This window comes from Streptomyces sp. NPDC085946, from assembly GCF_044540485.1.
Lineage (GTDB): Bacteria > Actinomycetota > Actinomycetes > Streptomycetales > Streptomycetaceae > Streptomyces.
This window is the reverse complement of the sequence record NZ_JBITSF010000047.1, coordinates 15,935-31,281: the sequence shown is the minus strand read 5'-3', so window position 1 is coordinate 31,281 and position 15,347 is coordinate 15,935. Positions and strand designations below refer to the sequence as shown.

Below are 15,347 nucleotides of genomic sequence, written 5' to 3'. Positions count from 1 at the left end.
CGCATCAGCGTCCTGTTCGCCATGCTCCGCGACGGAACCTTCTACGAGCCGAGGAGCCCCCGACTCGCTTGACGAAGGACATAGAGGCACCCCCCGCGGCCGGGGTCGGGGTCGTGCGGTGTCCGCCCGGCCACCCGAGGCCAGGCGACCGACCCTCTCCTGGAGGTCATCGTGCCGCTCGCCCGCCGTTCCCTGATCGAGGCCGCCGCCGACCGCTTCGGCCGGCGCCGCCCCTACGGCCATGCCGCCCAGGTCGACGCGCTGCTCACCGAGTAGTCCGAGACCGCCTACCGCAAGGCCCGCGACCACGCCGCCCTCGCCACCGCCAAGAACACCGACGTCCTCGCCGTGCAGCCCGGCGTCCTGGACGTCCGCGGCCGCGTCCTGGCCGACGTCCTCTACCTGGAGGGCGTCCTGGCCGGCGCCCGCAACCGCGGCCTGCCCCCGGAGCTCATCGAGCGCCTTCAGGACGCCGTCGACCACGGCCACGAGCTGACCGTGCTGCTCGCCGACACCGTCCGCGCCGCCGCCGCGCACGCTGCCGGCCGCTGAAGCGCCCGGGGCGGCCGCAGGCCATCACACCCGGCCGCCCCGGAGCATCACCCCTTCCCTCACACCAGAGCGCAACTGGCAGAGGAAGGAGCACGCCAAGTCGGCACGGTGGTCGGAGCCCTCACCGGTGAAGAGGTCACCTGCCCCGACGTCGCGGTGGCCGCATAAACCTTGCTCAGGCCTGGCAGGTCGGCTCGCGCGTGGTCGCCATCCGACCACGGGCCCCACCACGGCGGCGACCATCACCCCGACCAGCGGCGGACAGCGGATGTAACCGGTTCGTGACCTTTGGTCGGGGTCTGTGGTCGGGGTTCTGGTCGGCCCCGTGCGCTGTGCTGCCCTGTGCGGCCGGCACCGAACACGACCCGCAGTCATACCCCGGGACAGGCGCCAGGCGTCCAGACCGTCGCCTGTCCCGGGCCCCCATCCCGTACGAGACGAGAAGGAGATCCTCAGTATGAACCCCGTTCTGCACACGCGAGGCCGATTCGGCCAGCGCACGCTGTTACTGACCACCGCGGTGGTGCCGTTGACCGGCTGGACCGTGCACGCCGTCGCGCTGCACCGGCGCCTGGCCGCCAGCCGCCGTGACCCGCTGACCGGGCTGCTGCGCCGCGACGCCTACACCGCCCGCGCCCGGCAGATCCTGCGCCACCGCGGCGAGGACGCGGCCGTGGTCATGGTCGATGCCGACCACTTCAAGCAGATCAACGACACGCTCGGGCATGCGACCGGTGACGCGGTTCTCGCCGCGTTCGGTGCCCGGCTCACCGCGTGGGCGGGCCCGCGCGCGGCCGTCGGCCGTCTCGGGGGTGATGAGTTCGCGCTCGTCCTGCGCCTGCCGCGCGGCCGCCGCGAAGTCCGCCTGAAGCAGTTGGTCCGCATGCTGCACACCCCGGTCACGCTCGACGACGGCCGCACCGTCGACGTCGCCGCCTCGGTCGGCGCCGCCACCCCGGACATGGTCGGCTCCCGCGACCTGTCGGTGCTGCAGCGGGCCGCCGACGCGGCCCTCTACGACGGCAAGCACTCCGGCCGCGCGCACCTGGCCACCGCCGCGCACGCCACGACGCCGTCCGTCAACGGCCGCCGGGCCGGCCGCCCGGGCACGGCGGTGTGGGGGCGGGCCGCATGAGCACCACAGCCCTGCCCGGGGGCGACTGGATCCGCGGCATCACCGTCAAGCAGCCGCACACCGCCTGCATTGTGGCCGGTGCCAAGACGATCGAGAACCGGCCCAGGGCGTGGTCCTGGCGCGGCTGGGTGCTGCTGCACGCGGGCAAGGCCATCGACCGGCCCGCGCTGCGTACCCCGCTGGTCGCCCGCACGATCCGCGGCCGCGACCTGGTCACCGGTGCGGTGATCGGCGTCGCCCGTCTCACCGACTGCCACCAGGACCCCGACGGCTCGGTGCCCTGTACCGAGTGGGCGCAGCCCGGCGCCTGACACCTGGTGCTCGCCGACGTCCGCGAGTTGCCGCTGCCGGTGCCCGCCGACGGGCAGCTCGGTCCCTGGCGGCCGCCACCGGAGCTGGTGACCCGCGTGTTCCAGCAGCTGCCCGGCTTCCGGCCGTGAAACGCACGCAAGGCAGCAGGAAGCCGCTGTTCGAGCCGGGCTTCATCCCGCCTCCCGGCGGGCTGCTGGACTGGCGCGACGCCCGGCACTTCGACCGCTGGCAGGACCTGCCGTACGTGCTGTGCCAGCGGCCCACGCCGATGCGGTCCCACCACGGCGAGCCCGTGCACAAGGCGTGCGCGGAGACCTGGATCGCCGCGAACCCCACCGAGGCCCGTCTGGGCCGGTTCGCCTCCGACCTCCAGTCCAAGCGTCGGCACGACGACGACCACGCCTGACCCCTCCCCCACCCGCGGCCACCAGCTGGTGGCCGCCCTCCTTTCTTCTGCACGGAAGGACCCCCCATGGCGACCTTCGCCCCCACCGGCCGGCCGGCGCTCACCGCCGGCCAGGCCGTCGCCCTGACCCTGCTGCGCGACGGCTACACCCAGCGCGCCATCCACACCCGCACCGACATCGCCCCCGACGAGCTGTACCCGCTGGCCGTGCTGCACGGCATCAGCGCCCCGCACGGCACCAGCGAGGGCCACGCCTGCCACGAAGCCCGCGGCGAAGAACCGTGCGAGACGGCCCAGGCCCGCGCCGACGCCCGTGCCCGGGCCAGGCAGCGCAAGACGATCCCGCCCGCCCTGCGCGCCCGCCTGCTCACCGGCGCCCGCCGCAAGGCGGTGACCCGATGAGCGCCGGGACCGATGCCCGCATCCCCTTCCCCCGCACCGACAAGCCCCTGGCCTGCCAGGCCCACCCGGAGTGGTTCGCCCACGAGCAGACCAGCATCCGCGCAGCGCAGCGGGACATCGCCCGGGCCAAGCACGCGTGCTCGAGCTGCCCGATCGCGGCCGGCTGCCTGAAGTGGGCCCTGGCCAACCCCGGACCCAGCCGGATCGGGGTGTGGGCGGCCACCACGCCCCGCGAACGCGGCGCGCTGCGCCGCCGCCTGCAGATGCGGCTCGGGCCCGACTGGGTCGGTGTAGTGGCTCAGGCCGACCGCGCCCGGCGCACCGGCCCGCAGGCCCCGGCTCCGGAGCCGAGCGCGATGTGGTCCCAGCCGTATCGGCCCTGGCGCGAGCAGCTCACCCCCGACCAGCAGCAGCGCAACCTGCAGCTGCTGGACCTCGCCCAGCGCACCACCCGCCCCCGCACGCGCACCGGATCCCCCCGCTCCGAGCAGAACCTGGGAAAGGCCAGCTGATGGACGCCATACCTCTCGCACTGGACGGCTACCTGACCGCCGACCCGGTCCCCGGCGACCGCGACGGCACCGTCTGCTGGCGGCTGTCCTGCTCCTCCGGCACCGACCACATGGTTGAAGAGGCGGTCATGCCGTGCACCACGATGGAGCCGGAGATCGTCCACGCGCTGCTCACCGAGCGGCAGCCCGGCGACCTGCTGCGCGTCACCGGCCACCTCGCCCTCCCCGCCACCGCCGGCGGCGTCGTCCGGCTGCACGTCGAATCCCTCGAAGTGCTCTGGGAGGCGCCCCTGCTGGACGCGGAAGAGGGCGGGAACGACGAGGACGGTGGGGACACCGCGACCGCGGCGGACCCGGACGCCGACCGCAACCGCGCCATCGCGGCCCTCGCAGAAGCCCTCACCGGCCTTGGACACCAGGCCGGTGAGGGCCCCGGGCAGAGCATTCGCCTTCACATCAGCCCGACCGGCGCCCTGGGCACCGGCCTGGAGCACTGCCACAGCATCGACCTCACCCCGGCCCGGGCCCACCGGCTCGCCGACGCCATCGACACCCTCAACTGCCAGCTCGACGACGACCGGCCCGACAGCGGCGCCGTCCTGGACTCGCAGACCATCGCCGACCTGACCGAGCTGTTCGACGGCATCGACCTGCTCGACCTCACCAACGCCGTCCTGAACGCCACCCGGCCCGAGAACCGGGCCGCCGTCACGCAGGCGATGGACGACATGTTCGGCGACGCCCCCGCCCCCGACGACACCGACCGATGACAGACCGCCACAGGCCGAAGGGAACAACGCCCATGCACAGCCGCAAGAGCCTGCGCACCGTCCTGGAACGCTTCCCCGCCGGAGGACCCCGCGGTTCCTGGCCGGCGGAGGAGTACGCCGCCGCCCGGCGCGCCCAGGGCATGCCGGACGCCCAGGTCGTGATGGACCTGCGCACCGACCAGTTCCTCGTGGTCACCCACACCGACCCCGAGTAGCACCTCGCCGCAGAGCGCCGCGCCCGGCCTTCCCGCCGTGCCCGCGGCGACAGCTGAAGCGCCCGGGGCGGCCGCCGGCACGAAGGCCCGGCCGCCCCGGAGCACCACCCCTTCCCTCACACCAGAGCGCAACTGACAGAAGAAGGAGCACCCTCAGCATGCAGCATCGTCCCGCCGTCTTCGCCGCCCTGCTCGGCTTGACCCGCGCCGGCAGCGCCATCGGGGACTTTTGGGTCCAGTCGGATTTCTGTGCCCGCGTGAAGGGCGCCTCCGACGACCACCCGGTCACCTACCAGGACCCGGTCACCGGGCAGGAGACCTCCCACGGCACGGCTGATGGCCGTAAGGCGTGCCTTCAGCACTGCCTGACCTACACGGCCACCCAGGCGATCGTCGCCGGGGCCGGCGCCCGCGCGCTCGGCATCCGGGTCCACCCGGCCGCCGCCGCGGCCGCACTCGCCATCTCCTTCACGACTCACTACGCCGCGGACCGACGCGTCCCGGGCAAGGGTTTGCTGGAGATGATCGCCACCAAGACCGGCAAGGGCGGCTTCTACAGGCTCGCCGACTTCGGCATGAACGGCGCCTTCCACCTCTACTCCGCCTGGCACCACGGCTGGGAAACGGTCGCGGCCGTGGTCGCCACCACCAAGGCGACCGCCCGGTGACCGGCCGTTCCCGCACGCGTCTGGACCGGGTGCGCGCCTCACTCGGCATCGCCCAGCTCGCCCTCCAGCAGATCGAGGACGATCTGAACGCCGACGACGTCGACGCCCGCGAGCTCGCCGCGATCCTGCGCGAACTCCAGGAGGACATCGACGTGCCCGGCGGCTTCTTACCCGCGCTCGCGCAACTGGTCGGCACCGCCGCCCGCAAGGCGGAGCAGCTCGAACCCGACCGCGACGGCGACGCCTCCTGCCCCCTGCACGAGGCCGCCGCCCTGCTCACCGACGACGCCGGGCAGCGCCTGACCTGGGCCGCCCGCGCCCTACACCCGCAAGGAGACCCCGCATGACCTACCCGCAGTTACCGCAGCACGCGCTGATCGTGCTGATCGGCGCCTCCGGCGCGGGCAAGTCCACCCTGGCCCGCACGTGGCCGGCCTCCCAGGTCCTCTCCCTCGATGCGCTGCGCGGCTGGGTGAGCGACGACGAGGGCTGCCAAGAAGCCACGGCCGATGCCGTCGATGTCCTGCACCTGCTGCTGGAGCGCCGGACGGCCCGGCGGCTGCTCACCGTGGTCGACGCCACCAACGTCACCCGCGAGGCCCGCGAACCGCTGGTTGCCGCCGCCAAGCGGCACAACATGCCCGTCATCGCGGTCCTGGTGGCCACCCCCGCTTCCGTGTGCGTGGAACGCCAGCGTCCGCGGCCGGCCAACCGCACCGTGCCCGACGACACCGTGCGTGCGCAGCACAAGGCGATGGTCCACTCCCACCCCACGCTGCTGGCGGAGGGCTTCAACGAGGTGCTCTTCGCCGACAGCCTCCACCAACTGCTGCCCTACCTGCAGCGGCTGAGCAAGAAGCGGACCGCCGACCTCGGCCTGGACGGCAGCGAAGGATTGGGCGACCTGCTGCTCGTACGCCGCGTCTTCGGCCCGGAGATCCTGCCGCTGTGGCAGTGGAAGGAAGGCTCCGACGTCGCCGGCGGCGACCGGGTCGGCGAGATCCGCCTCGGTCAGCAGTACCTCACCCTCGCCCTGCGCACCAACGTCGACGGCGAGGGCGACTACGGGTTCGACGTGATGGTGCCCTGCCCGCACGACGACGAATGCCCCGGCTACGCCTGGGCGCCCGCCTACAGCATCACCTGCCTGTTCCGCGCGCTCAACGGCGACCTGGACGACAGCGAGGACATCATCTGCACCGTCCACGGCCCCAACACCGACGCCGATCCGGACGACGACCTCGACGACCCGCAGAACACCGCCGACCACGAGGTGCACGAGCTGGAGGTGATCGGCGGATGACCGCCGAGCCCACCACACAGGGCTGGGACCAGGTTGTCTTCCGGTGCGGCCGGTGCGGTGCCACGCACACCGCCACCAGCGAGGACGACTACCTCAAGGCCGTCGGCGTCCACCGCGACGCCCACACGGTCTGGGACCGGCTCAACCCCGTCGAGCGCGACGGCCTCGCCTCCATCCTGCGCACCGTCCTGTCCGCCCCCGGCCTCGCCATCGAACTGCTGGCCCTCGCCGACCGGCAGCGTCCGGCGGGAGGTGGCAGCCCGTGAGCCGCGCCGCCGACCGCCCGCGCCCCCTCACTCCAGCCGACCGCCTGGACGCCATCGAAGCCCGGCTGAACACGGTCCCCGACGGCTGGCGGCAGCGCGACGACGACGCCGGCCTCATCGAGGACGGCGACGGCCACCCCGTCGCCGTCCTCGGCACCAGCGGCGACATACGGCTTCCTCTCGGGGAGTTCCTCGCCGCGGCTCCCGCCGACACCAAGTGGCTCGCTCAGCAACTGAGGCAGGCGTGGGAGCAGCTGGACAGGCTCCGCGCCCGGATCGACGACGCCGACAGCCCCGTCGACACCCACCACGCTGCCACCGCCATCGACTCCATCCACAGCTCGCAGGAGACGGAATGAGGCCCCAGCCGCCGCACTTGCCCCCGCTCACCCCGGCCGACCTCCCGGAAGGAGACGACTGGTGGCACGGCTGTCCCGACTGTCACCTGCCGATCCAGGGCGGCACGGCAGGCCTGGCCGCGCACCGCGCAACCGTCCACACCCGCTCCGGTGACCCCCGGCGCCAGATCACGATCAACCCAGGATTCTGACCCGCCCTGCCCGGTGTGACGGACGCTCCGTGCCGTCCCGGCTCCCCGGTTACCTTTTTCGTGGCTCCGCAATGGGGCCTCCGGCCTTCGGGTCCGGCATGACTTCCCCCTCCTGTTGTTGATGATCCGGGGGGTGTCACCGGGTCCGGAGGCATCGACGGACCGCTGATGAGGGGCTTGAGCACCGGTTTCACCCGAGCCGGTAAAGCTCTCCGTAACGTGGATGTGGCAGCTCGGTGCTCTGGCAAAGGCCGGACGAAAGCGTGATGGAGGGGCCTGCACGTGATCGACACCGGCGACATCGACGTCTTCCTCGGCCTGGACGTCGGCAAGGGCGAACATCACGCCACCGCCGTCACCCCGGCCGGGAAGAGAGCGTTCGACAAACGGCTGCCCAACACCGAACCCAAGCTCCGCGAGCTGTTCGCGAAGCTCCAGGCCAAGCACGAAACGGTACTGGTCGTGGTCGACCAGCCGGCCTCGATCGGGGCCCTGCCGCTGGCGGTCGCCAAGGACATGGGCTGCCCGGTCGCCTATCTGCCGGGGCTGACGATGCGGCGGATCACCGGCCTCTACCCGGGCGAGGCGAAGACGGATGCGAGGGACGCGTTCATCATCGCCGACGCGGCCCGCGCGATGCCGCACACGCTGCGGGCGATCGACGGCGAGGACGAGACGATCGCCGAGCTGGAGATGATCGTCGGCTTCGACGATGACCTGGCCGGCGAGGCCACCAGGGTCGCAAGCCGGCTGCACGGCCTGCTGACCCAGATCCATCCATCACTGGAACGGGTCCTGGGGCCACGATTGCAGCACCCGGCGGTGCTGGCCTTGCTGGAGCGGTTCGGTTCACCGGCCCAGATCCGTAAGGCTGGCGGGCGGCGGCTGGTCACGCTGTTACGGCCCAAGGCCCCACGGATGGCCGAGCGGTTGGTTGAGGAGACCTTCACCGCCCTGGACGAGCAGACCGTCACCGCACCACGGGGTTGGTGTTGACGCTCGTCGCGATCTGCTCGGAGGTGGCGACCTCGTGACCGCGCCGCTGATACAACCCGATCCATGTCAGGGCGTGCGCCGCGATGGTCAGCCTGCTGTTGGCACTCACGTCGGACTCCACCTCCCGTACTCCCCGGTTCCAGTTGTAACTAGAGTTGTTACATTTACATGCGGCAAGCCCTGCGGGATCGGCTGGACCCGCCTCGTCAAGGAGCACGCCACCCACAGGACCCCAAGATCACCAGGTGGCGAGTTCCTGGCGTATCTGGGTCATGCCCGACCGTCAGCCGTGCTTACGCCGCCAACCGGGCCACCCGGATGTAGGGGTCGCCTTGGCCGGAGCCTGCTGGATGCCGATCGAGACCATGATGAGGAAGGCGCCGAGGATCTGTGCCCCGCCCAGGCGATCATGGCCGAGTAGCATCGCGAGCAATGTGGCGGTGAGCGGTTCGAGGAGAACTGCGACAACTCCGGCGGCTGCACCGGCGTGATGCAAGCCTGCGAAGTAACTGGTGTAGGCGATGGCTGTCGGCACCAGCCCGAGGAACACCACGGCGCCGACCGCGTCAATCCGCAGTGGCAGTTCCATTCCGGATATCAGGCCGGCGGGCAACAGCAGGAAGCCTCCTGTAAGGAAGCCCAGCCCGGTCATGGCGTCCCGGTCCAGGCCAGGCAGCGACGCTCGGCGGTCCAGTGTGAGCACGGAGAACCCCAGCGCGGCGAGCAGCGCCAAGCCCGCTCCTACAGCGTGGTGGCCACTCGTGCCGGTCGGAGAACCGAGCAACAACATCAGCCCGCTGATGGCGATCACGGTCGATCCGACTGCGCGGAGTGTGGGCGGGCGCCGGTCGAGGGCGGCGGAGCCGACCGTGACCAGGACAGGGATGGCGACCATCGTGGTCAGTGTCGCCAGGCTGACTGAAGTGGCTTGCACTGCTGCGAAGTAAGCAGTCTGATACGCGGCCAGCAGCACGCCGGCGACAGTCACCCGGGCTGCCGCTGCGCGGGTGCGCGGCACCGTCTTGAGGCTGCCTGCAGCTGCGGCGTAGGCAGTGATGAGGGCGCCGCCGACCAGCAGCCGGTAGGCGGCGACGGCGACCGGCTGCAGCCCGGTACGGGAGGCCAGCAGTGAGCCGACGAGGCCGCCGGTGCCCCACAGCAGTCCGGCGAGGACCAGCAGGGCAGTGCCTGACCGCGGAATGCGGGCAACGACGGATGACGAGCGTGTTGGCATGGAAAGGCTCCGGCTTCGACGTGAATGAAGGGCATCGTCGGAGCGGGGGCCATCGGCGGCTCAGGCCACGCCGAACTGGGGCCACAGCCGTATACGTCGGCCGGGCCCGGGTAGCACCCCGCTCAGGAGCGGGGCGGCGGGCAGATGATCAGAGGAGAATGCATGGCGGGTAGCTTAGCCGGGGAGACCTTTCGGGCTGTCCTGGTTTTTCCGAAGACCCTCGGCATCGTGGCTGGGGTGCCTGACTTGTCCCGGCGGGCTTTGGTGCAGGTGAGGCGGCAGAACCCGGCGCCAGCCTCGAAGAGCGTGGCGTTGAGGGTGAGCCGACCCACGATCACCGCGCAAAGCCGTGGATCAGTGAAGGCCTTGCTCCAGCCGGTGAACGCCTTGTTGGAGGCGATGGCGATGCTGTTCTTCTCCTCGCATTTGGTGACCATTCGGAAGAGCATCTCCGCGCCAAGGCGTTCGATTTCGAGGTAGCCGAGTTCGTCAACACCGAGAGGTCGACGCGTCCGTAACGGGTGATGGTCTTGCCGAACTGTTTGTCGCCGGCCGCCTCAGCGAGGTCACTCACCAAGCTGGCTGCGGTGGTGCAGCGGGCACAGTGGCCAGCCGTGGCGGCCGTGGCACTCAGGGCGATCAGCAGTAGACCAGGAAGGGCCGACGGCAGTCCTCGCGTTGGGGATTGAATCCCACCAAGGCCCTGAACTCCTCGTCCGCAAAGGTGTTGTCGAGAAGTGGACGCGGAATGGCTTTCGCCAGTCCTCCTCTCACTTGTTCTCGACACCGAATCGCTCTGCGGGCACGTTGATGTCGAAGAACTCAGGCCGCTTCTCGGCGAACTGGGAGGATAGCCCACCATCAACGCGCGGAACTCCCGCAGCACAACCGGGTGAACGGCTCCGCCATATAATCACCAACGTCGGGCCAGACATACTGGGAGCCTGGTGTTCGGCTCCGCCACTGCTCAAATTGTTCCCGCACTGTTTCCAGCCGGTCCAAGCACCGACGCCGTCAGCCCGGCGAACCTATGCGGCCAGAGCACTGGCTGCCCTGATTGACCGCTTGGCTCCTGCATCTGGCACAGCGGCGGCACGCGGTACTCGGGGTCGCCGCCTCGCCCGACAGCCGTTCTCGGGCGCTGGAGCCTCGATGAACTGAACAGGCGGGCCAGACAATTTTTACCATAGACCGCCAATAAGTCTTGTGCACCTCTTCCATCCCATACGCCTCGACTTGCTCGCCGGTCCTGACCATTTCCTCAACCCCCGTACAACCCTTGGTGTCCTGCACGAGTCATCCGGGCTGGAACCACGGTCTCGCCGGCTGCTCCCCATCGGCGCCATGTTCGGCGGCTGCCCTACGTTCCCTCACCTTTACTGTCTGCGAAGCCTGTCTCTTCTGTGCAGCTGTCTTCGTGAGCCCTGAATCGAAAGGCTTATGAACAAAAGACACCCCTTTCGCGCCACTCTGGCCGTCGCAACGGCGGTGGCTCTCACCGGCGGCCTCCTCACCCTGGCGGCCGTCCCCGCAACCGCAGCTACAGCGAAGTACGCCGACGACTTCAACGGTGACGGGTACCGGGACCTCGTCACATCCGCTCGCTTCGCCACCGTGGGAGGCGTGCAATCCGCCGGGGCCGTGGTCGTCAATTACGGCTCGGCTTCAGGTATCACCGCATCCAACCGCAAGGTGATCACCCAGAACTCGAGCGGGATTCCCGGCACCGCTGAACACAACGACCTGTTCGGTGCCGCTCTCGCCTCCGGCGACCCCAACAACGACGGCTACGCCGATCTTGTCGTCGGGGCCCCGGGAGAAGACGTCGGAGAGGACACCAATGGCGGAACCGCCGTCGTGATCTGGGGAAGCGCCTCGGGCCTCTCCAGCGCTCGGGCCGTCGGCGACCCCAATCCGTCCGGGCACGACTGGTTCGGGCAGTCTTTGGTCATCGGCGACTTCAGCGGTGACGGCAAGGCCGACCTCGCTGTCGGCAGCTCGGGCAAGGACATCTGGATCCACAAGGGCGGTTTCACCAAGTCGTCCGGCGCCGCCTCCCGGCACAAGCTCACCACGCCCCTGCAGAGCGATACCGACTATGGCGCCGCCTCGCTCCTCTCAGGCGATGTGAACGGTGACGGCGCCGACGACCTGCTCGTCAACGGCGCGTATTACCCCGATACATCGCACAAGTACGACGCCACCCTCGTATACCTGGGCTCCGCCTCGGGTCTGGCCCTCCACGAGGTACTCAAAAGCGATAAGCAGGCGGCCATCGGCGACATCAATGGGGACGGCTACGACGACGTGGTCACCAGCGCTTGGTGGGGTGGCTCCAGCGGAGATGACCTCGGCGGTTCCATCACCACCTACTTCGGCGGTAACGAGGGCATCCGCACCGACCCGGTGCAGACCATCCACCAGGGCACCCCGGGAGTGCCCGGCGCCGACGAGTCGAGCGACTGCTTCGGCTATGCCCTCTCCCTCGGGGACACCGACGGAGACGGGCTCGCCGACGCGGCCATCTCCGCCTTCTACGAAAGCATCGGCACTGCCACCCTCACCGGCAGCGTCACCGTCTTTCGCGGCACACCCGTCGGGCTGTCCACCTCCGACGCCAAGGTGTTCCAGCAGGACACCACCGGCGTCCCCGGCAGCAACGAGGACGACGACCACTTCGGTTCGTCCGTACGGCTCTCCGACCTCAACGGGGACGGCTACGCGGAGCTGTCCATCGGGGCCGAGGGAGAGAACGCCGGCGACGGCGCCCTGTGGAGCCTGCGCGGCTCCTCATCGGGCGTGATCACCAAGAATGCCGTCAGCTTCGGAGCCTCCTCCGCAGGCCTCTCCACCTCCGGCTATGCCGGCTTCGGCTACGACATGCTTCGCTGACGCGAAAGCGGATTTCGCCTTCCAACGGCGCCCGTGTCATACGGACGCGGCGGGCCCGGCACAAGCGGGAGACACCACCGTGCCGGGCTCCTCTCTGTCCACGGCCTGCTAATTCTCTCCCCGGATTTTGCCGGGGATTTTGGTGACCTGCGTTTTCCCTGTTCAGGAGCAGTGGGCTCGTACGCCTGGTGGTCGCCGTCGGTTGTCATTGGCCCCTGTCGAGCGCCTCGAACGCCCGTGGACGGCTCAGCCGGGCAGGCACGCTGAGGCACCTTGTCAGTGCGTGCGGCTAGGGTGCGCCCACCATGAGGTGTAACGCTCTGGGGAGAGGTTTTGGGAGCCAAGACGGGACTGTTGGTGTACGCGGACGGCGACGTGCCGGGGTTGCTGCGGCATGTGGGAGCGGCGGACCTTGACCGGACGGTCGCCATGATGCGGCGGCTCTACCCGGGCCGGGAGATCGAGCAGTGCGAGGGCTCGAACCTTTGGGACGGCTTGTACCCGCCGAAGGGGACCGCGTACGCAGCGAGCTGGCCTGGCGTGGAGGTCATCGGCGACCAAAGGGTAATGATCGACGCCCCTTCCCGGCTCCCGGAACACCTCGTGACGGCAAGCGCCGGCCGAAGGCTCGTCCTGCACGCCATGCACAGCGTCGTCGACTGGCTGGCGTTCGCCGTGTGGGAGGACGGGCGCCTCGTCCGCTCCCTGAGTCTGTCGCCGGACAGCGGCATCATCGAGAACATCGGCGAACCGCTCCCCTTCGAACTGCCCTATTGGGCCGGCGACCGCCCGGCGGACATCATCCCCTGGCCCGGGGAGGAGGAAGAGCCGTACGCTCTGCCCTTCCATCCCTTGGAGCTGGGCGAGGACGCGTTGCGGGCGCTCTGCGGGTTCATCCAGGAGGGCCGTCCCGAGCCCGACGACGTCGACGCGGACGCCATCGCGCTGTACGGATTCCACGTGCGGGACCCATACGGGCCCGATCCCGCCGTGCAGGAAACGGAGCTGCGCAGAGCCGTGAGGGCCATGGATCCGCCGCGCTTCTACACGCTGAGCCCTGATGGCTCACTGGTCGAGCGCGACAGCCTTTAGCTCATGACCTCTACGTTCCGAACTTTCGGCCGGGTGGGCATTGAGGCCTAGCGAGCTGGTCAGTCGACCGTCGAGGGCTATGGGCAGCTGTCTGAGGCCGCGGTGGTTGCTGTATGCCGCTGCTGTGCTGCACCTGTCCTCGACACATGATGGAAGAGGTCTCTGACCTGGTCAGTCGCAGGCGGCCTGAACCTGCCGCAGGAAGTGCGACCACTGTCCGGGCCCGCCGCTGTATCCCGTGCTTCGCAGGGTGAGCTGCAGAGTCTTTTTGAGTGGGTGGGGGGACTGCAGGATCGCCTCGTTGCGCTGGGCGAGGCGGTGGAGTTCCTCAGGGGTGGGGAACCGGTCGCTCTTGACGCTGTTGCACGTCTCGTGGGCGGGAGCGAGGTTCCAGATGACGTCCAGGTCGGGACCATGCCAGCCGGACACATCGCCGAAGCGCCGCATCAACGAGTGAGGGAAGACGTGGTCGACGGCGATCTTGTCGTCGGAAGTAATGGGGGCGAAGCAGATCAGGCACCGGCCGTGCTGGAAGCCGATCAAGGCGTCGGCGACTCCGGTGACCGAGCGGCGGCGGTGCTTGTCCGTGATCTTCAGCGTGGCCCAGTCCACCGCGACGCCCTCGGCGACGAGACTGCGACCCACGCCGGCGGCGAAAGAGCTCTCGACGATGCTCCACCGCGCGCCCAACTCGGTGCGCAGTCCGGCGGCTTGCTCGGAGCGGGCGACCTGGCGCAGGTCGGGAGTCAGGCGCACGATCCGCTTACGGGAACTGCCGGCCAGCTCATAGAAGCGGTGGGCTGTTTCGGTGCCGCCGCCCAGGTTGTGGAACTTTTGCATCACCATCGCTGGCATGGAGCGCACCGCAGCGTGCAGGAGCCGTTCGGTGGGCCGGCCCAGCCTGGCCGATTCCTCGGCCTCCTGCTGGGCCACGGTCAGGAAGTCCGACTCGCCCAGCGCAGACCCGGCTGGTGCCTGGGGCGCTTCGGCCAGGTGCGCGACCAAGCCCATGGCGTAGGGCACGGCAAGCTCGTCCAGCATCACTTCGGTCCGGTCCTGAGCGGCGTACTCCAGCAGGGCGGAGCCGAGTGCGAACTTGTAGGTGCGGGTATTGGCACCCATCAGCACGGCCAGCCGCCAGGAAGTCCGTGCACTCGGCTCGACCCGGTAGAACTCCGCCGTCATTGCTTCCCCTTTGCGACGGTACGGCCCTGCATACGGAAGACCAGCTTGCTCCAGTGCACATTCGCCCGGCTCAACCGGTCTGGCCCTTCGCCGCGGTGCACTGCGAACAAGCCGAACTGCTCGGCCAGGGCGACGGTCTCGGCTGCGGACACCGCGAACATGCGGCGCCCTGCCGGGGGCGGCCCATGACGCAGCGATATGGCCACGCACCCTGCAGGCGTGGTCAGTTCGGCCACCCGCCGCATGGCATCGACGCGCTCCAGCTCATCCAGATGCATCCATACCGCGGACAGCAGCACCAAGTCGAAGGGTCCGCACAGACCGGCGAGGAAGGGGAGGGCGTCATCGACCCACACAATGGCTGCGTCGGGGTGCAGACGCTGTCCGATCCGCCGCAGCTCTGCGGTGGGCTCCACCGCCACCACCTCATACCCGCGCGCAGCCAGCGCCGCAGCGTCCCGGCCACTGCCGGCCCCGATGTCCACCACCCGACCTGGAGTAGACGGCAACCACGGCAGGAGATCCCCGTGTATCTCTTCGAACGCCACTTCCTCGTACTGGCGGGTCAGCGCCTCGGCGTCCTCCCCGTAGCCCGCGGTTCCCGGCAGACGAGCCATATCCGTGGAGCCTCCTCCCGGCTCAACCAACCGACTCCGTACGCCGCACAGCACTGCAGCCAGACCCAAACTGCCACACCCCTGTGACACTTGCTTTAGGAGTTCGGATCCGGGCCCGCTCCGGCTGCTGTTGAGCCTGGTGGGACGGCCGGGCAGAGGCGCTGGTGTGCGCCCTCGTCCGGCGTCGTGGATGTCAGAAGCTTGCTGATCCGTAGCTCTGGAGGGATACGGAAACGGAAG

19 protein-coding genes and 3 pseudogenes are annotated in these 15,347 nt (G+C 69.8%); 17 read left to right on the top strand and 5 right to left on the bottom strand.

The features are described 5' to 3' along the window. Positions 1-348 precede the first annotated feature (348 nt). The 15 genes and pseudogenes from ACIF8T_RS39400 to ACIF8T_RS39330 form a co-directional block, all read left to right on the top strand. On the top strand, positions 349-552 hold the full coding sequence (locus ACIF8T_RS39400; protein WP_400042170.1) for a hypothetical protein: 204 nt from the start codon (positions 349-351) through the stop codon (positions 550-552). Between the two features lie 457 nt (positions 553-1,009). Next, positions 1,010-1,687, top strand: a complete 678-nt coding sequence (locus ACIF8T_RS39395; RefSeq protein WP_400042169.1) for a GGDEF domain-containing protein — start codon at positions 1,010-1,012, stop codon at positions 1,685-1,687. After that, a pseudogene (locus tag ACIF8T_RS39390) lies at positions 1,684-2,127 on the top strand (hypothetical protein). The gene ACIF8T_RS39395 and the pseudogene ACIF8T_RS39390 overlap by 4 nt, the downstream one beginning before the upstream one ends. After that, positions 2,124-2,405, top strand: coding sequence for a hypothetical protein (locus ACIF8T_RS39385; RefSeq protein ID WP_400042168.1), 282 nt, complete (start codon positions 2,124-2,126; stop codon positions 2,403-2,405). Before ACIF8T_RS39390 ends, ACIF8T_RS39385 begins: the two are co-directional and overlap by 4 nt. 66 nt (positions 2,406-2,471) lie before the next feature. Continuing rightward, on the top strand, positions 2,472-2,807 hold the full coding sequence (locus tag ACIF8T_RS39380) for a hypothetical protein (RefSeq protein ID WP_400042166.1): 336 nt from the start codon (positions 2,472-2,474) through the stop codon (positions 2,805-2,807). Next, entirely contained in the window at positions 2,804-3,319 is a 516-nt protein-coding gene (locus ACIF8T_RS39375) for a WhiB family transcriptional regulator (RefSeq protein ID WP_400042164.1), read from the top strand. The genes ACIF8T_RS39380 and ACIF8T_RS39375 overlap by 4 nt, the downstream gene beginning before the upstream one ends. After that, positions 3,319-4,089, top strand: coding sequence for a hypothetical protein (locus ACIF8T_RS39370; RefSeq protein ID WP_400042163.1), 771 nt, complete (start codon positions 3,319-3,321; stop codon positions 4,087-4,089). Before ACIF8T_RS39375 ends, ACIF8T_RS39370 begins: the two co-directional genes overlap by 1 nt. Before the next feature lie 32 nt (positions 4,090-4,121). Next, positions 4,122-4,304: a hypothetical protein gene (locus ACIF8T_RS39365; RefSeq protein ID WP_400042161.1), complete on the top strand. Its 183-nt coding sequence runs from the start codon at positions 4,122-4,124 to the stop codon at positions 4,302-4,304. A 158-nt stretch (positions 4,305-4,462) separates the two neighbouring features. Beyond that, a complete protein-coding gene (locus ACIF8T_RS39360) occupies positions 4,463-4,972 on the top strand; it encodes a hypothetical protein (RefSeq protein WP_400042159.1) in 510 nt (169 codons plus the stop codon). Further along, the gene (locus ACIF8T_RS39355) at positions 4,969-5,319 is read left to right on the top strand and encodes a hypothetical protein (protein ID WP_400042158.1); all 351 of its coding nucleotides are present in this window, start codon (positions 4,969-4,971) and stop codon (positions 5,317-5,319) included. The genes ACIF8T_RS39360 and ACIF8T_RS39355 overlap by 4 nt, the downstream gene beginning before the upstream one ends. Then, positions 5,316-6,275, top strand: a complete 960-nt coding sequence (locus ACIF8T_RS39350) for an AAA family ATPase (protein WP_400042156.1) — start codon at positions 5,316-5,318, stop codon at positions 6,273-6,275. The genes ACIF8T_RS39355 and ACIF8T_RS39350 overlap by 4 nt, the downstream gene beginning before the upstream one ends. Further along, entirely contained in the window at positions 6,272-6,541 is a 270-nt protein-coding gene (locus ACIF8T_RS39345; protein WP_400042154.1) for a hypothetical protein, read from the top strand. The genes ACIF8T_RS39350 and ACIF8T_RS39345 overlap by 4 nt, the downstream gene beginning before the upstream one ends. Further along, on the top strand, positions 6,538-6,900 hold the full coding sequence (locus ACIF8T_RS39340; protein ID WP_400042152.1) for a hypothetical protein: 363 nt from the start codon (positions 6,538-6,540) through the stop codon (positions 6,898-6,900). The genes ACIF8T_RS39345 and ACIF8T_RS39340 overlap by 4 nt, the downstream gene beginning before the upstream one ends. Continuing rightward, positions 6,897-7,091 (top strand): hypothetical protein, encoded by a 195-nt coding sequence (locus ACIF8T_RS39335; protein WP_400042150.1) that lies wholly within the window; start codon positions 6,897-6,899, stop codon positions 7,089-7,091. The genes ACIF8T_RS39340 and ACIF8T_RS39335 overlap by 4 nt, the downstream gene beginning before the upstream one ends. Positions 7,092-7,373: 282 nt before the next feature. After that, positions 7,374-8,072, top strand: a pseudogene (locus ACIF8T_RS39330) (IS110 family transposase); the annotation flags it as partial. Here ACIF8T_RS39330 and ACIF8T_RS39325 read toward each other — a convergent pair. From ACIF8T_RS39325 to ACIF8T_RS39315, 3 genes and pseudogenes are all read right to left on the bottom strand, one after another. Next, positions 8,068-8,196, bottom strand: a pseudogene (locus ACIF8T_RS39325) (transcriptional regulator); the annotation flags it as partial. The pseudogenes ACIF8T_RS39330 and ACIF8T_RS39325 overlap by 5 nt on opposite strands. Before the next feature lie 174 nt (positions 8,197-8,370). Further along, positions 8,371-9,321: a DMT family transporter gene (locus tag ACIF8T_RS39320; RefSeq protein ID WP_400042148.1), complete on the bottom strand. Its 951-nt coding sequence runs from the start codon at positions 9,319-9,321 to the stop codon at positions 8,371-8,373. A gap of 122 nt (positions 9,322-9,443) precedes the next feature. Beyond that, positions 9,444-9,770: an ATP-binding protein gene (locus ACIF8T_RS39315; protein WP_400042146.1), complete on the bottom strand. Its 327-nt coding sequence runs from the start codon at positions 9,768-9,770 to the stop codon at positions 9,444-9,446. Positions 9,771-10,761: 991 nt separating this feature from the next. On the opposite strand from ACIF8T_RS39315, the gene ACIF8T_RS39310 reads away from it, so the two are divergent. Together ACIF8T_RS39310 and ACIF8T_RS39305 are read left to right on the top strand one after the other, a co-directional pair. After that, positions 10,762-12,213 carry an FG-GAP-like repeat-containing protein gene (locus tag ACIF8T_RS39310; protein ID WP_400042144.1) on the top strand — a complete coding sequence of 484 codons (1,452 nt, stop codon included), beginning with the start codon at positions 10,762-10,764 and terminating at the stop codon, positions 12,211-12,213. Positions 12,214-12,546: 333 nt separating this feature from the next. Further along, positions 12,547-13,305 carry a DUF6928 family protein gene (locus ACIF8T_RS39305; RefSeq protein ID WP_400042142.1) on the top strand — a complete coding sequence of 253 codons (759 nt, stop codon included), beginning with the start codon at positions 12,547-12,549 and terminating at the stop codon, positions 13,303-13,305. Between the two features lie 171 nt (positions 13,306-13,476). Here ACIF8T_RS39305 and ACIF8T_RS39300 read toward each other — a convergent pair whose 3' ends face one another. After that, the gene (locus ACIF8T_RS39300; RefSeq protein WP_400042141.1) at positions 13,477-14,490 is read right to left on the bottom strand and encodes an HNH endonuclease; all 1,014 of its coding nucleotides are present in this window, start codon (positions 14,488-14,490) and stop codon (positions 13,477-13,479) included. Further along, the gene (locus ACIF8T_RS39295; RefSeq protein ID WP_400042139.1) at positions 14,487-15,107 is read right to left on the bottom strand and encodes a class I SAM-dependent methyltransferase; all 621 of its coding nucleotides are present in this window, start codon (positions 15,105-15,107) and stop codon (positions 14,487-14,489) included. Before ACIF8T_RS39295 ends, ACIF8T_RS39300 begins: the two co-directional genes overlap by 4 nt. Positions 15,108-15,347 lie beyond the last annotated feature (240 nt).